This is a genomic window from Bacteroides graminisolvens (genome assembly GCF_963666085.1).
In the GTDB taxonomy this organism is placed as follows: Bacteria; Bacteroidota; Bacteroidia; order Bacteroidales; family Bacteroidaceae; genus Bacteroides; species Bacteroides graminisolvens.
On sequence record NZ_OY762556.1, the window covers coordinates 2,632,211 to 2,647,391 of the forward strand.

Genomic DNA, 15,181 nt, shown 5'->3' on the forward strand with positions numbered 1-15,181 from the left:
TCTAATTCATCCTGCATGGAAAGAACTCTTAATATCATCAAACACGATCTGTGGCTAGAGCCTTTTGAAGAGGCAATCAATGGTCGTTATCGGTATGCACTGGGAAAAAAATCCGAGTTGACAAACGGAGGAAAACAATCTCTATCGGATTTTGCTACGGGATATCTTTACTTTGGCTTGCACAAAACAGGTAAAGGATGGGTCTTTAGAGAATGGGCACCAAATGCAACCCAGATTTATCTGATTGGAACTTTCAGTAACTGGAAGGAAGATCAGGCTTATGCTATGACCCGTTTGGAAAACGGAAACTGGGAAATAGAATTGCCGGCTGATGTATTGCATCACGGTGATTTGTATAAGTTAATTGTGCATTGGAATGGGGGCTGTGGCGAACGGATTCCCGCGTGGGCTACCCGGGTGGTGCAGGATGCACAAACCGGCATTTTCAACGCACAGGTATGGGACCCTCAAACACCTTATGTGCTTAAGACTAAGAACTTTAAACCTGCTACCGATCCGTTGTTGATTTACGAGTGCCACATTGGCATGGCTCAGCAGGAAGAAAAGGTGGGTACGTATAACGAGTTTCGCGAAAAGATTCTGCCGCGTGTTGCCAAAGCGGGTTATAACTGCATTCAGGTTATGGCCGTTCAGGAACATCCTTATTATGGAAGTTTCGGCTATCATGTATCTAACTTCTTTGCGGCTTCGTCTCGTTTCGGAACACCCGATGAATTAAAGGAACTTATTGATGCTGCTCATGCCTTGGGCATTGCAGTGATTATGGATATTGTTCATTCTCATTCCGTGAAGAATGAGGTGGAAGGACTGGCTAACTTTGCAGGTGATCCAAATCAGTATTTTTATCCGGGAGCTCGCAGGGAACATCCGGCATGGGATTCCTTGTGTTTTGACTATGGCAAAAATGAGGTGATTCATTTTCTGTTGTCTAACTGCAAATATTGGCTGGAAGAATATTCTTTTGATGGTTTCCGCTTTGACGGAGTAACCTCTATGCTGTATTTCAGTCACGGGTTGGGAGAGGCTTTTGTTAATTATGCCGATTATTACAACGGACATCAGGACGATAACGCCATCTGCTACTTAACTTTGGCCAATGATTTGATTCATCAGGTAAAGGTGAATGCCATCACCATAGCAGAAGATGTATCGGGTATGCCTGGCATTGCAGCGAAAATTGAAGATGGCGGGTATGGATTCGATTACCGCATGGCCATGAATATTCCTGATTACTGGATTCGTACCATTAAAGATAAAATTGACGAGGACTGGAAACCTTCCGGCATGTTTTGGGAAGTGACCAACCGTCGCAAAAATGAAAAGACTATTTCTTACGCAGAGAGTCATGACCAGGCTTTGGTGGGCGACAAGACTGTCATTTTCCGTCTCATTGATGCTGATATGTATTGGCACATGCAGAAAGGTGATGCTAACTACGTGGTTAACAGAGGAATAGCCTTGCATAAAATGATCCGGTTGATTACGGCTTCTACCATGAACGGTGGTTACCTTAATTTTATGGGTAACGAGTTTGGGCATCCCGAATGGATTGACTTCCCCAGAGAGGGTAACGGTTGGTCTTGTAAGTATGCTCGCCGCCAATGGGATTTAGTCGATAATAAGAACCTGCTTTACCACGTCATGGCCGACTTTGACGCTGATATGTTGAAGCTATTGAAGGGTGTGAAGAGTTTCCAAACCACTCCTGTGCAAGAAATTTGGCACAATGATGAAGATCAGGTATTGGCTTTTCAACGCAAAGATTTGATTTTTGTGTTCAACTTCAACCCCAAGAAGTCTTTTACCGATTATGGTTTTTTGGTAACGCCGGGTAAATACATGGCTGTTTTGAATACCGATAGTCCTCTTTACGGTGGCAACGGACTGACAGATGATACGGTTGAGCACTTTACCATTGCCGATCCGCTTTATGCACGTGAAAAGAAAGAATGGCTTAAAATCTACATCCCTGCTCGTACGGCAGTTGTTTTAAAGAAGATGTAAGCGTTTGGCTGTTACAAAAACAAAATAATAATACCGTTCTGAAGCAGAGCTCAATTAGGTAGCTCATCTATTCAGAACGGTATTTTTCTGTATTGAAAACGTGTGTCTAAAAAATAATCTTCAAAATTTTGGCTCCGTGCGCTGCGAGGCTTGTCTCGGTAGCTTTGTAGGGGAGCAAAGAAATGATTTCCTTTTTGTTCGTCAGCAAGTCGGTTGCTTCATATCCCTCCGTTTGGGGCATTTGAAGATAATCAAATGCGTGCGAGGGTAAATTGATGGCAACTTCAACAGCCACACAATCAAAGTTGACAACAATGAAAAGAAGCTCGTTTTTGTATTTTCGCAAAAAAGTATATTGCTTATGCTCGTTGAACTTCCAGCCATTTTGGTTTGCGTACATCAAATCGAAGAACTGTCCACAACTAATCGCTTTTTCGTGGGTAGAAAGTGTGAGGAGTAAACGATAAAAATCGAGTAAATGTTGTTGTTCCGGAGTTATTTTCTTGCCGTCAAACTTGCCTCCATTTCTCCACTTACGAATGCTGTCCATGCTCCAGTAATCAAAGATGCTGGTTCGTCCGTCCCGGCCGCTGAAGCCTTCCGTATCCATGCCTTTTTCACCCAATTCCTGCCCCGAATAAATCATGAATGGATTGGTGTTCATACACGAAGAAACCACTAAGGCCGGAATGGCTTTGCGTGGATCACGAGCAAAAAAGTCGGATGCAATACGCTGTTCATCGTGGTTTTCCAGAAAGTTAAGCATTTGTTTTTCCAGTCCGCCCAAGCTTTGCCAGCAACGAGTTATGGAGTTTGCCGATTCGTATCCGCAGGTAATGTTTCGCAAAGTGTCATACAATCCTACTTTATCATACAAATAGTCAAATTTGCCCTTTTGCAAATAGTTTTTGTATTCATAAGGGTTATAGACCTCAGCAATAAATAACAGATCGGGATAATCCTTTTTCACTTGCGGCACCACCCATTCCCAAAATTCCACGGGAACCATCTCGGCCATGTCACAACGAAATCCGTCAATACCTTTGGCAGCCCAGAAGAGAAGGATGTGCCTCATTTTCGTCCATGTATCCGGAGTGGGCGAGAAGCACCGCGTGCCTCCGTTGGGGTAATCAACTCCGTAATTCAACTTGACTGTTTCGTACCAGTCGTTTATGTTGGGCGAAGCATCGAAGCGGTTGTTGCCCGTTACCTTGGCGGGGTATTCCTTGTAAGGAGTATCATCCCCGGCTTTCAAGTCAAACTGCCCTTTAAATTCAGTCTGAGGTATGTAGTAATAATTGTTGTACGGACTGAATGACAGTGTTCGATTATCATCGGCACCCAGTTCGGCTATGTCGGCCGGTTGCACATCCGAGTGATATTGTCGAGCCACGTGGTTCGGAACAAAATCAATGATAACCTTCAATCCCTCTTTATGAGTTCGTTTCACCAATTCTTCAAACTCATGCATCCGCTTTTCAACATGAGTGGCCAAGTCGGGATCTACATCGTAATAGTCTTTAATGGCATAAGGAGAACCCGCTTTACCCTTCACAACAGCCGGATGATCCCGTTGAATGCCGTATGCACTGTAATCGGTTTGCGTGGCGTGTTCAATGATTCCCGTGTACCAAATATGCGTGACTCCCAGTTTTTTTATTTCACCGAGCGCTTTGGGCGTGAAATCACTAAACTTACCACACCCATTGGTTTCCAGGCTGCCGTTGTTAACGCAGTAATTATTGTTGTTGCCAAAAAGGCGGGGTAATACCTGATATACTATCAGTTTATTTTGTTTCTCTATCATGTTTGGGATTAGCGTAAGTGAATAATCCTTTCTTCCTTGTGACTTTGGTAGGCCGCCTCAATGATTCGTATCACATTGAGTACCTCGGATGCGTCTGTTTCCAGCGCTTCGTTTAGCCTCAGGTGGCGGTAAATGTTCTCGTAAAACGCACCGTAGTTTCCTGCCGGACCCTCGTAACGCGTATTTATCTCTCTGCCGTCGGCTTCGGTGTGTAGCCATCCGTAGAATTCTTTATCTTCTTTCCCCCAGTTTTGTTCCAGAGGAGACTTCCCGGCTATTAAATCTTCTTCCTGGCGGTCAATACCGTATTTTACAAATGATCCCAATGTACCGTGTAAAACAAAACGAGGTTCGGGAGTACGCATCAGGTAGCTGGCTTTTAGTGAAACTTTAAGCTCAGGAGCCAAGGCAGGACGCAGGAAGCGGATCACAAAATAATCATCGACCATCCCGCCGGTTCTTACAGTTCCCAAATCGGCATATACGGCTTCCGGTAATCCAAAAAGTCTGACAGCCTGATCAATAAGGTGCGAGCCGATGTTATAGGTTAATCCACCGCCTAATTCACCGGTTTCTTTCCACGTTCCCGGTTTAATAAAATTGCGGTAACGCGAAAACGTCGATTCAAATTCCACAACTCTTCCCAACAGGTTTTTAGCCAGAATTTCTTTTACCGAAAGGAAATCAGCGTCCCATCTTCTGTTTTGGTAAGCGCTGATCATTAGGTTTTTAGATTTTGCTATATCAATTAACTCTTTAGCCTGATCAGCGTTGCTGGTAATGGGCTTTTCAATGACCACATGCTTTCCGGCAAGCAATGCTGCTTTGGCGTATTCATAATGCGTACTGTCTGGTGTATTGATGACGATGAGTTCCAACTGCGCATCAGCAATCAGTTCATCAAAGCTTCTTACTATTTCTGCTTTTGGATATTTCTCTTTAGATAAATTTTTACTCCTTTCAACTATTTTTGAGAGTTCAAATTGAGGATTCGAACTGATGAAAGGCGCATGAAATACTTGTCCCGACATGCCAAAAGCAGCTAGTCCCGTTTTAATTACTTCCATATTTTTCCTTTTTCCTCTAATAGTTCGGTTATTAAATGATTGGCAGTCTCGTATCCGTGATTAAATATTTCTTCTGCCTTTTCAAGTTCGCGGTTGCTATATTTACTAAGATTGCCCGGCTCAATGAGCAGGTCGCAATACTCCATTTCTTTGAATGAGTTAGCCCTGAACATCAGGTGATAAGACCTCAGTGCAATACCAATAATATTCATTTTATATTGCTCCATGTTGAGCGGACTCACGTTGATGGCTACAACCTTTTCGCATTGTTTTCGGATAACCGAAGCCGGCAGGTTCATAAACAGTCCCCCGTCAACGTAGTGCACACCGTTTATTTTTACGGGAGCAAACAGGATGGGCATGCAACACGAAGCCGCAATTCGTTCGGGAATGCTTCCCTTTCTGAATTGAACGCTTTTGCCGTGATCCAAATCGGTTGCCGTAACGATTAACGGCGTCTTCAGCTCTTCCAGCTTTTGGGCTTTGAGGTTGCTACGAAGGAAATCTTGAAATTCGCCCAACTCGAAAAGTCCCACTTTGGGAATAACCAGTTTGGTAAGATCCTGAAACTTGTGCCCCGAGAAAAAGTCGAGCACCTTATAAGGTTCATTACCATCCGCATAAAACACACCCGCCAACGATCCGGCACTAACTCCGGATATTACATCGGGTTTAATGTCGTGTTCCAGAAGCGCCTGCATAATTCCCAAATGCGCAAAGCCTTTAATAAAGCCACCGCTTAAAGCATAACCAATATTGAAGTCCATTTGTTTATGACATTGAATTTGTTCGCTACGAAGTTAATTAGATTTCCCGATTAATTAACTTAACTGGCCATATAAAATGAGAGGATCCGGATTTTACAGCATCTGTAATTTCAATGCTATTTCCGCACATGCTTCAGCGTCGGCCAATGCATGGTGGTGATTATCCAGTATGTAACCCACGTGTGCCGAGACAGTGTGTAGCTGATGGTTTTCCAGTTTCGGGAAGTAACGTCGCGATGCCTGCAAGGTGCAATAAAAAGTGTAATTAGGATAAGGAATGTCATATACTTCATGACACTTTTTGAGGCATGGCTCATCGAAACTTTTGTTGTGAGCTATTAAAGGCAAGTCGGCTATCCGGGGTGCTATTTCAGCCCATACATCGGGAAACAGCGGTGAGTTGACCGTGTCATTAAACGTAATGCCGTGACACTCAGTGGCCCATCTGCAGTAAAAATTAGGACTAGGCTTTATCAAGCGATAAAAGCGGTCAACAATGATGTCGTTTTTTACAATGACAATCCCTACACTGCACACACTGCTGCGATGTTGGTTAGCTGTTTCAAAATCTATTGCTGCGAAGTCTTTCATATGGAAATTAGATTGTTTAGCTGAAAAAGGGCCGTACAATGCTGACGACCCTTTTACCGTTTACTTAAAATAAAGCTTAAGCTATTCCGTGAGCATCAACAGATGGCTCAATCTTCTTAATCATTCCTTGAAGAACAGCACCCGGTCCGCATTCGGTAAAGTCGGTTGCCCCGTCGGCTACCATGTTTTTTACCGTTTGAGTCCAGCGTACAGAAGCTGTCAGCTGAGCCACCAGATTCTTTTTAATTTCCACAGGGTCAGTATGCGGTTTGGCATCAACGTTCTGATAAACCGGACACTTGGGAGTGTGTATTTCAGTGGCATTGATAGCCGCTTCCAACTCAATCTTTGCAGGATTCATGAGCGGAGAGTGGAAAGCACCACCTACCTTTAAAGGAAGAGCACGTTTGGCACCAGCAGCTTTCATCAGCTCACATGCCTTTTCAATTCCCGGTACTGATCCCGAAATTACGATTTGTCCCGGGCAGTTGTAATTGGCCGGCACACAAACCTCTCCTTCGATTGAAGCGCAGATTTCTTCCACTTTCTCATCGGCCAGTCCCAAAATGGCAGCCATTGTCGACGGAGTAGCTTCGCATGCTTTCTGCATAGCCATTGCACGAGCATATACTAATTTTAGTCCGTCTTCAAAGTTGAGCGCTCCGGCTGCAACAAGAGCCGAGAACTCACCCAATGAATGGCCGGCAGTCATTTCAGGTTTGAAATCGTCGCCCATGCAAAGAGCAGAGATTACCGAGTGCAAGAAAACAGCAGGCTGAGTCACTTTGGTTTGACGCAAATCCTCATCCGTACCGTTGAACATAATATCCGTAATCCGATATCCGAGGATGTCATTTGCTTTTTCAAATAATTCTTTGGCAAGTGCCGAGCTTTCATATAAGTCTTTGCCCATTCCTACAAATTGAGCACCCTGACCCGGGAATACAAATGCTTTCATATTTTCTCTATTTTAGTAGTTTTTATAAAACACGGCCCCAAAGGTAAGGATTTTATTCATACGATGAATCTCAAAGAGAAAAGAATCTGCTTTTGAACGTTTCAAATGAAACCATGTGGCATATCGATGGTTGTGTGAATACAATAACTTCCCTGCCGTGTTGTAAATAACGGGTAAGCTAAAATGCCTGATTTTCAGACCATAAACTCTTTTTGTAATAAATACAATTAGCCCTGACGTAGGTTGGCTGCAATACATATTGTTTTTTGGAAGATAAGACAAAAGCATCATATTGTAAGTTGTAAGATATGTATTTGCCTGATAAATAATGTTTTATAGCATCATTAATTATCTTGTTTTTATGCTTGTAGAAATGAAAAAAGCATCTATATTTGCACGGCAAATTAAGATAAGTATTATGCAAAACATACTCAATGAAACTCTTTTGGCGAATAATCACATATCAGTTGACTGTGTGGTGATTGGTTTTGACGGTGAGCAACTCAAGGTGCTTCTGGTTAAAAGGGTAGGCGAAGAAGCGGGCGATATATACAACGACATGAAATTGCCCGGAAGCCTTATTTATATGGATGAAGATCTTGATGAAGCGGCTCAACGCGTGTTGAATGAATTGACCGGCGTAAAATCTGTGAATTTGATACAGTTTAAAACGTTTGGTTCCAAAAACCGCACGAGCAACCCCAAAGATGTTCGTTGGCTTGAAAGAGCCACCAAAATGAAAGTTGAGCGAATTGTTACCGTGGCCTACATGGCTATGGTGAAAATAGACCGAACGCTGAGTCAGTCTCTGGAAGATTACCAAGCCTGTTGGGTAGCATTGAATGAAGTCAAAACATTGGCTTTTGACCATAACCTTATTATTAAGGAAGCATTGGTTTCCATTCGCCAGGTGGTAGAGTTCAATCCCTCTATCGTATTCGACTTGCTTCCGCGCAAGTTTACCGCAGCCCAGCTTCGCATTCTTTTTGAACTTATTTATGATAAAGAACTTGATGTGCGCAACTTTCATAAGAAAATAGCTATGATGGAATACGTTGTGCCTTTGGAAGAACGTCAGAAAGGGGTGGCGCATCGCGCAGCACGCTATTACAAGTTCGATAAAAAGATATATAACAAGATCAGAAGATAACATCATCCAGTTGAATCGATTAATGAAAGTTTCTAATACTAAAAAATAAGTTTATGTTTTTACTAGGGTACGATATTGGTAGCTCATCTGTTAAGGCGAGCTTGGTTAATGCCGAAACCGGAAAATGTGTTTCGTCGGCTTTCTTCCCCAAAACGGAAGCAAACATCATAGCTGTTAATCCCGGATGGGCAGAACAAGACCCCGAGAGCTGGTGGGAAAACCTCAAGCTGTCTACACAAGCCATTATGACCGAATCCGGCGTTAGTGCCGCTGAAATAAAGGCCATCGGTATATCTTATCAGATGCACGGATTGGTTTGTGTTGACAAAGATCAACACGTGTTGAGACCTTCCATCATTTGGTGCGACTCACGTGCAGTGCCTTACGGTCAAAAAGCGTTTGAAACGCTGGGCGAAGAACAATGCTTGTCGCACTTGTTGAACTCTCCCGGTAACTTTACCGCTTCTAAATTGGCATGGATTAAAGAACATGAACCCGAACTTTATGCACGCATTTACAAAATAATGCTTCCGGGAGATTACATTGCCATGAAGTTGAGCGGTGAAATTTGCACCACCGTTTCGGGCTTGTCCGAAGGTATGTTTTGGGATTTCAAAACAAATTCTGTGGCAGACTTCCTGATGAAATATTACGGATTCGATGCTTCGCTGATAGCCGACATAAAACCAACCTTCTCTGAGCAGGGACGTGTCAATGCTGCTGCGGCCAAGGAATTAGGATTGAAAGAAGGAACACCTATTACTTATCGTGCCGGTGATCAGCCCAACAATGCGCTTTCGCTGAACGTATTTAACCCGGGAGAAATTGCTTCAACAGCAGGAACTTCGGGTGTGGTTTACGGAGTAAACGGCGAGGTAAATTACGATCCGCAGTCGCGTGTGAATACATTTGCCCACGTGAACCACAGTGATGAGCAAACCCGTTTGGGTGTGCTGCTTTGCATCAACGGAACAGGAATTTTGAACTCATGGGTTAAGCGCAATATTGCTCCCGAAGGAATTTCGTATAACGAAATGAATGTGCTGGCTTCCAAAGCACCTATCGGTAGTGCGGGCATCAGCATTCTTCCTTTTGGAAACGGTGCCGAAAGAATGCTTAATAATAAAGAAATAGGTTGTAGCATCCGTGGTGTGAACTTTAACACGCACGGTAAGCATCACATTATTCGTGCTGCGCAAGAAGGCATCGTGTTCTCATTCAAATACGGTATTGATATTATGGAGCAGATGGGTATACCAGTGAAGAAGATACATGCCGGTCATGCCAATATGTTCCTGAGTTCTATCTTCCGCGACACATTGGCCGGAGTAACCGGAGCCGTTATCGAGCTGTATGACACAGACGGATCAGTGGGAGCAGCCAAGGGAGCCGGTATCGGTGCAGGAATTTATAAAGATAACAACGAAGCTTTTGCTACACTCGAAAAGCTGGATGTAATTGAACCAAACGTTGCTAAACGCCAGGAATACGCTGATGCTTATGCCAAGTGGAAGTATCGTTTAGAGAAATCAATGAGCAAATAAATAATTAACTAACTTAATTTAATAACAAGTGAAAAGCAGCATATTCACTAATTGGCATGTGCTGCTTACACTTTAAAACCCTAAAAATTATGGCAACAAAAGAGTTTTTTCCCGGAATAGGAAAAATTAAATTTGAAGGAAAAGAGAGCAAAAACCCGATGGCATTCCGTTATTACGATCCTGAAAAGGAAATTAATGGAAAGAAAATGAAAGATTGGTTCAAATTCTCAATGGCATGGTGGCACACACTTTGCGCTGAAGGTGGCGATCAATTTGGTGGCGGAACAAAACAGTTTGCATGGAACGGTAATGCTGATAAATTGCAGGCTGCAAAAGATAAAATGGATGCAGGTTTCGAATTCATGCAGAAAATAGGTATTGAATATTACTGTTTCCACGATATTGACTTGGTTGACGAAGGTGCTTCTATTGAAGAATACGAAGCTAATTTGAAGGCTATCGTTGCTTATGCAAAACAAAAGCAACAAGAAACTGGTATTAAACTGTTGTGGGGTACTGCCAACGTGTTCAGCAATGCTCGCTACATGAATGGTGCAGCTACTAACCCTGATTTTGATGTAGTGGCTCGTGCTGCTGTTCAAATTAAAAATGCGATCGATGCTACTATTGAACTAGGTGGTTCAAACTACGTATTCTGGGGAGGTAGAGAAGGTTATATGTCTCTGTTGAACACTGACCAGAAGCGCGAAAAAGAACATTTGGCTAAAATGTTGACTATGGCTCGTGACTATGCTCGTTCTAAAGGTTTCCAGGGTACTTTCTTGATTGAACCTAAACCAATGGAGCCTAGCAAACATCAATATGACGTTGATACTGAAACTGTAATTGGTTTCTTGAAAGCTCACGGTCTTGAAAAAGATTTCAAAGTGAACATTGAGGTGAATCATGCTACGTTGGCCGGTCATACTTTTGAGCACGAATTGGCAGTTGCTGTTGACAATGGCATGTTGGGTTCAATCGATGCTAACCGTGGTGACTATCAAAACGGCTGGGATACTGACCAGTTCCCCATTGACCAATACGAATTGGTTCAGGCAATGATGCAGATCATCCGCAACGGTGGTTTGGGTAATGGCGGTACTAACTTTGACGCTAAGACTCGTCGTAACTCAACCGATCTGGAAGATATCTTCATTGCTCACATTGCAGGTATGGATGCCATGGCACGTGCTTTGGAAAATGCCGCTGCATTGCTTAACGAATCTCCTTACAATAAAATGTTTGCAGAACGTTACGCTTCATTCGATGCCGGTAAAGGTAAAGAATTTGAAGAAGGCAAGTTGGCACTAGAAGACTTGGTTGCTTATGCGAAAGCAAACGGTGAGCCGAAACAAACTAGTGGAAAACAAGAATTGTACGAGGCGATTCTGAACATGTATTGTTAAGAAATCCATATACTATGAATAATACAAATAACGGTAGTAAACTCTATCTTTATTCAATCACAACAGTAGCCATCCTCGGAGGGCTACTGTTTGGTTATGATACAGCAGTGATTTCCGGTGCAGAAAAAGGGCTTGAAGCTTTCTTTTTAATGGCACCGGATTTTCAGTATGATAAGGTGATGCATGGCATTACTTCATCGAGTGCTTTGATTGGTTGCGTTCTGGGAGGTGCCATGTCTGGTGTTTTCGCTTCACGCCTGGGGCGTAGAAACTCTTTGCGACTGGCTGCCATTCTGTTCTTCCTATCGGCATTAGGCTCTTATTATCCCGAATTCTTGTTTTTTGAATACGGGAAACCAAACATGGACTTGTTGATCGCTTTTAACTTGTACCGTGTGTTGGGTGGTATTGGCGTCGGACTGGCTTCGGCTGTATGTCCTATGTACATTGCCGAAATTGCACCGTCAAACATCCGTGGAACCTTGGTGTCATGTAACCAGTTTGCCATTATTTTTGGTATGTTGGTGGTGTATTTCGTGAATTATCTCATTTTGGGAGGTCACGAAAATCCTATTTTGGACAAGGATCCTGCAACGGGTATGCTGACGGTGAATAGTGCATCGGACATGTGGAGTGTAACCGAAGGCTGGAGGTATATGTTCGGCTCAGAGGCTTTCCCGGCCGGTTTGTTTGGATTGCTCTTGTTTTTTGTTCCTAAAACTCCTCGTTACCTGGTAATGGTACGGCAGGAAGACAAGGCTTTCTCTATTCTCGAAAAAGTGAATGGTACCATTCAGGCAAAACAAATCTTGGCTGATATTAAAGCAACGGCTCACGAGAAGACTGAAAAACTGTTCACATACGGGGTAACTGTTATTGTAATAGGTATTATGCTTTCCGTATTTCAGCAGGCCATCGGTATTAATGCGGTACTTTATTATGCACCGCGTATATTTGAAAGTGCCGGAGCTGAAGGAGGAGGTATGATGCAAACCGTGCTGATGGGTGTGGTTAACATCATCTTTACGCTGGTTGCCATCTTTACTGTGGACCGTTTTGGACGCAAACCTTTGCTCATTATCGGTTCTATTGGTATGGCTTTAGGAGCTTTTGCGGTTGCTTTGTGCGATGGCATGGATGTGAAAGGAGTTCTTCCCGTATTCTCCATTATCGTTTACGCAGCATTCTTCATGATGTCATGGGGTCCTATCTGCTGGGTACTCATTTCCGAGATATTCCCCAACACGATCCGTGGTAAAGCGGTAGCAATTGCGGTGGCTTTCCAATGGGTGTTTAATTACATCATATCATCTACTTTCCCTGCACTGTATGATTTTAGTCCGGTGTTTGCATATAGCCTTTACGGCTCCATTTGCATTCTTGCTGCTCTATTTGTATGGCGCTGGGTGCCCGAAACGAAGGGTAAAACTCTGGAAGATATGAGTCAGCTTTGGAAAAAATAAATCGAAATCACCCCCGCCACAGATCGTTGTAGCGGGGGTGATTTTTTAGTTTATGTTTGCAACAACTTGTGATGTTGGTAGGCCGGCTTAAGGGAGAATGGGATTGGCATCCCTGCTGGTCTGATTTATTAAATCGGCTATTCGTGCCGGTTGACCATCATTCTTTGCAGGTTTCACATGCAGCAGATAACATAGCAACGGGTAGATGTCAACGTTGACAAACCCTTTGGAGCGATATCCCTCTTTGAAATCGGGTCCGTATGCTCTGAAAATAACCTGCATGTCGGGCTCCTGAGGGAAATAACCGTGCGCCCCTTTTAGTCCGGATCCTTTCTCGGCAAACTGCCATCCGGTTGCAGGTGCAATGACTATGTCGCCAATCCGGTCACTGCTGCCATAATGCAGTTCGGCGGGTATTTCTTCCTTTTTCCACACATGAATGTGAGGCACATTTTTTAGTGAATTGTACACCGAATCCCTGAATTCGGGCTTTGTAAATACCGATGTTGGCGTTTTACCATCAATAACCCGGCACCATTCCGGTTTGAGATATGGGTGCATGTTGACCACACGCTCGTCGCTGATTTCAGTCATCCCGTGGTCCGAAGTTACAATTAAATTGATCCTGTCCGCTATAGGTAACCGACTGATCTTGTGCATCAGCACACCCACCAAACTATCCAGGTATTCAACTTTTCTTTTTGTTTCCAGGCTTCGCGGACCGAAGTGATGCCCTGTGCCGTCGGGCTCTTCAAAATAAAGCATGACGAGTTGCGGGCGTGCCTCTTCGGGCATGCGTAACCACGAAATAACAGTATCAATACGTTCTTCGAACGTTAGCTGCGGCTTCTGCCTGAACAATTTCTGATAAGTAGGAAATGTGTTTTTGATGGGTATATCGGCTGCCACCCAATACATATTGGCCGTTTTAACACCCTGCTTTTGTGCCGTAACCCATATCGGTTCGCCCAAATAATACGCCGGATTAAAACGTGTTTCCGGATTATTCATGGAATATTGCCGGTTGTTCTGCGTATCCCAAAATGTATTGTTTACTATGCCATGATGATCAGGAACCAGTCCGGTAGCCAGCGTGTAATGGTTCGGAAAAGTGGAAGCCGGATAGGAGGGAAGCATGGTGGCCGACGAACCTCTGGCGGCTATCTGGTCTAAATGGGGAGTGCTATACAAGGTAGGGTAATCCCAGCGAAAACCATCGAGCGATACGATAATGGTGTAGTTAGGATGCGATTGGCACCACGCTGATGCGGATAGCAGAATTAGAACGAATAAACTGACGAACTTTTTCATTTTACATACTTTCTGTTTAGTGACTACGAACGGATGTGCAAAAGTAATTGTTTCCTCTGATAGATTTCATCTATAAGTCCATAGATTTTATCCATTGTATTTTTTTTGCCACCTCTGCAGATTACCGTAGTTTTGCTCTCAGAAAAAGGATTAAACAACTTCTAAAAACAAAATACATTATGAGATCATTAATTGGAAAACAAGCACCTAAATTTAGTGCTGCAGCAGTAGTTAACGGACACGAAATAGTCGATAACTTTTCTTTGGAACAATACAAAGGTAACAAATACGTGGTATTTTTCTTCTATCCGATGGACTTTACATTTGTTTGTCCCACGGAACTCCACGCTTTTCAGGAAAAACTGGCCGAATTTGAAAAAAGAAATGTGGCAGTAGTTGGCTGTTCAGTCGATTCACAGCATTCACATTTTGCATGGTTAAACACACCTAAAAACCAAGGCGGTATTCAGGGTGTGACTTATCCGATCGTAGCCGACCTTTCCAAATCAATTTCTGAAAGCTTCGGCGTTTTGGCAGGTTCTTACGCACCCGATGAAAATGGCAATTGGGTTTGTGAAGGTACCCCCGTTGCGTACCGTGGATTGTTCCTGATTGATAAAGAAGGAGTGGTTCGCCATTCAGTTATTAACGATTTGCCACTCGGACGTAGTGTGGACGAAGCCATTCGTGTGGTAGACGCCTTGCAACACTTTGAAGAATTTGGCGAAGTTTGTCCGGCTAACTGGTCAAAAGGCAAAGATGCTCTTAAGGCAACCGAAGATGGTGTTGCCAGTTACTTGAGCAAGCACTAAAATTCACTGTAGGCCGTTGGGCCGAACAACATAAATAAGTGCTTTTATTATTGCAAAGAATGCGCATACCTTCATTTTTTTGAAGATTTGATGCATTCTTTGCTTTTTTTATTTCATTTTTATTTCAAATTTTCGCTCAAATCTTATTATTTGATGCGCATAATGAAAAAAAACACAGTTATATAGGTGTTTATTCAAAATAAATGCCTTACTTTGTAGCCGTAAACAATTGATCGTTTCGTATTTGTTCTTTTTTCTTCTCTTTTTAGTTGAATACAGA

The 15,181-nt window shown here is 43.2% G+C and carries 12 protein-coding genes; 6 read left to right on the forward strand and 6 right to left on the reverse strand.

Annotated features, from left to right (window positions below):
• The first annotated feature begins 15 nt into the window (after nucleotides 1–15).
• Nucleotides 16–2,025, forward strand: coding sequence for an alpha amylase C-terminal domain-containing protein (locus ACKPCE_RS11165; RefSeq protein ID WP_319505245.1), 2,010 nt, complete (start codon nucleotides 16–18; stop codon nucleotides 2,023–2,025).
• A 106-nt stretch (nucleotides 2,026–2,131) separates the two neighbouring features.
• Here the strand turns inward: ACKPCE_RS11165 and ACKPCE_RS11170 are convergent, their stop codons facing one another.
• The 5 genes from ACKPCE_RS11170 to fabD all read right to left on the reverse strand — a co-directional run bounded on the left by ACKPCE_RS11170 (nucleotide 2,132) and on the right by fabD (nucleotide 7,215).
• On the reverse strand, nucleotides 2,132–3,832 hold the full coding sequence (locus ACKPCE_RS11170; protein WP_407654968.1) for an alpha-amylase family glycosyl hydrolase: 1,701 nt from the start codon (nucleotides 3,830–3,832) through the stop codon (nucleotides 2,132–2,134).
• Between the two features lie 8 nt (nucleotides 3,833–3,840).
• Complete coding sequence (locus ACKPCE_RS11175) at nucleotides 3,841–4,899, reverse strand: Gfo/Idh/MocA family oxidoreductase (RefSeq protein ID WP_319505246.1); 1,059 nt, start codon at nucleotides 4,897–4,899, stop codon at nucleotides 3,841–3,843.
• Complete coding sequence (locus ACKPCE_RS11180; protein WP_024996967.1) at nucleotides 4,890–5,666, reverse strand: patatin-like phospholipase family protein; 777 nt, start codon at nucleotides 5,664–5,666, stop codon at nucleotides 4,890–4,892. Before ACKPCE_RS11180 ends, ACKPCE_RS11175 begins: the two co-directional genes overlap by 10 nt.
• Before the next feature lie 93 nt (nucleotides 5,667–5,759).
• Nucleotides 5,760–6,257, reverse strand: a complete 498-nt coding sequence (locus ACKPCE_RS11185; RefSeq protein WP_276963800.1) for a 3'-5' exonuclease — start codon at nucleotides 6,255–6,257, stop codon at nucleotides 5,760–5,762.
• A 76-nt stretch (nucleotides 6,258–6,333) separates the two neighbouring features.
• Nucleotides 6,334–7,215 (reverse strand): ACP S-malonyltransferase, encoded by an 882-nt coding sequence (fabD, locus tag ACKPCE_RS11190; protein ID WP_319505247.1) that lies wholly within the window; start codon nucleotides 7,213–7,215, stop codon nucleotides 6,334–6,336.
• 418 nt (nucleotides 7,216–7,633) lie between these two features.
• On the opposite strand from fabD, the gene ACKPCE_RS11195 reads away from it, so the two are divergent.
• The 4 genes from ACKPCE_RS11195 to xylE all read left to right on the forward strand — a co-directional run bounded on the left by ACKPCE_RS11195 (nucleotide 7,634) and on the right by xylE (nucleotide 12,778).
• Nucleotides 7,634–8,365 (forward strand): NUDIX hydrolase, encoded by a 732-nt coding sequence (locus tag ACKPCE_RS11195; RefSeq protein WP_024996965.1) that lies wholly within the window; start codon nucleotides 7,634–7,636, stop codon nucleotides 8,363–8,365.
• A gap of 53 nt (nucleotides 8,366–8,418) precedes the next feature.
• Nucleotides 8,419–9,909 (forward strand): xylulokinase, encoded by a 1,491-nt coding sequence (locus tag ACKPCE_RS11200; protein WP_276963803.1) that lies wholly within the window; start codon nucleotides 8,419–8,421, stop codon nucleotides 9,907–9,909.
• An 89-nt stretch (nucleotides 9,910–9,998) separates the two neighbouring features.
• A complete protein-coding gene (xylA, locus tag ACKPCE_RS11205; protein ID WP_319505248.1) occupies nucleotides 9,999–11,315 on the forward strand; it encodes a xylose isomerase in 1,317 nt (438 codons plus the stop codon).
• 14 nt (nucleotides 11,316–11,329) lie between these two features.
• Nucleotides 11,330–12,778, forward strand: coding sequence for a D-xylose transporter XylE (xylE, locus tag ACKPCE_RS11210; RefSeq protein WP_319505249.1), 1,449 nt, complete (start codon nucleotides 11,330–11,332; stop codon nucleotides 12,776–12,778).
• 87 nt (nucleotides 12,779–12,865) lie between these two features.
• Here xylE and ACKPCE_RS11215 read toward each other — a convergent pair whose 3' ends face one another.
• Nucleotides 12,866–14,089, reverse strand: coding sequence for an alkaline phosphatase family protein (locus ACKPCE_RS11215; RefSeq protein ID WP_319505250.1), 1,224 nt, complete (start codon nucleotides 14,087–14,089; stop codon nucleotides 12,866–12,868).
• 179 nt (nucleotides 14,090–14,268) lie between these two features.
• On the opposite strand from ACKPCE_RS11215, the gene ACKPCE_RS11220 reads away from it, so the two are divergent.
• A complete protein-coding gene (locus ACKPCE_RS11220) occupies nucleotides 14,269–14,901 on the forward strand; it encodes a peroxiredoxin (protein ID WP_024996961.1) in 633 nt (210 codons plus the stop codon).
• Nucleotides 14,902–15,181 lie beyond the last annotated feature (280 nt).

Bases quoted from the DNA above. Each gene is read 5' to 3' on its own strand.
- ACKPCE_RS11185 (WP_276963800.1), bottom strand. From the start codon at position 6,257: ATGAAAGACTTCGCAGCAATAGATTTTGAAACAGCTAACCAACATCGC.
- ACKPCE_RS11175 (WP_319505246.1), bottom strand. From the start codon at position 4,899: ATGGAAGTAATTAAAACGGGACTAGCTGCTTTTGGCATGTCGGGACAA.
- ACKPCE_RS11200 (WP_276963803.1), top strand. From the start codon at position 8,419: ATGTTTTTACTAGGGTACGATATTGGTAGCTCATCTGTTAAGGCGAGC.
- ACKPCE_RS11220 (WP_024996961.1), top strand. From the start codon at position 14,269: ATGAGATCATTAATTGGAAAACAAGCACCTAAATTTAGTGCTGCAGCA.
- ACKPCE_RS11170 (WP_407654968.1), bottom strand. From the start codon at position 3,832: ATGATAGAGAAACAAAATAAACTGATAGTATATCAGGTATTACCCCGC.
- ACKPCE_RS11215 (WP_319505250.1), bottom strand. From the start codon at position 14,089: ATGAAAAAGTTCGTCAGTTTATTCGTTCTAATTCTGCTATCCGCATCA.
- ACKPCE_RS11195 (WP_024996965.1), top strand. From the start codon at position 7,634: ATGCAAAACATACTCAATGAAACTCTTTTGGCGAATAATCACATATCA.
- fabD (WP_319505247.1), bottom strand. From the start codon at position 7,215: ATGAAAGCATTTGTATTCCCGGGTCAGGGTGCTCAATTTGTAGGAATG.
- ACKPCE_RS11180 (WP_024996967.1), bottom strand. From the start codon at position 5,666: ATGGACTTCAATATTGGTTATGCTTTAAGCGGTGGCTTTATTAAAGGC.
- ACKPCE_RS11165 (WP_319505245.1), top strand. From the start codon at position 16: ATGGAAAGAACTCTTAATATCATCAAACACGATCTGTGGCTAGAGCCT.
- xylE (WP_319505249.1), top strand. From the start codon at position 11,330: ATGAATAATACAAATAACGGTAGTAAACTCTATCTTTATTCAATCACA.
- xylA (WP_319505248.1), top strand. From the start codon at position 9,999: ATGGCAACAAAAGAGTTTTTTCCCGGAATAGGAAAAATTAAATTTGAA.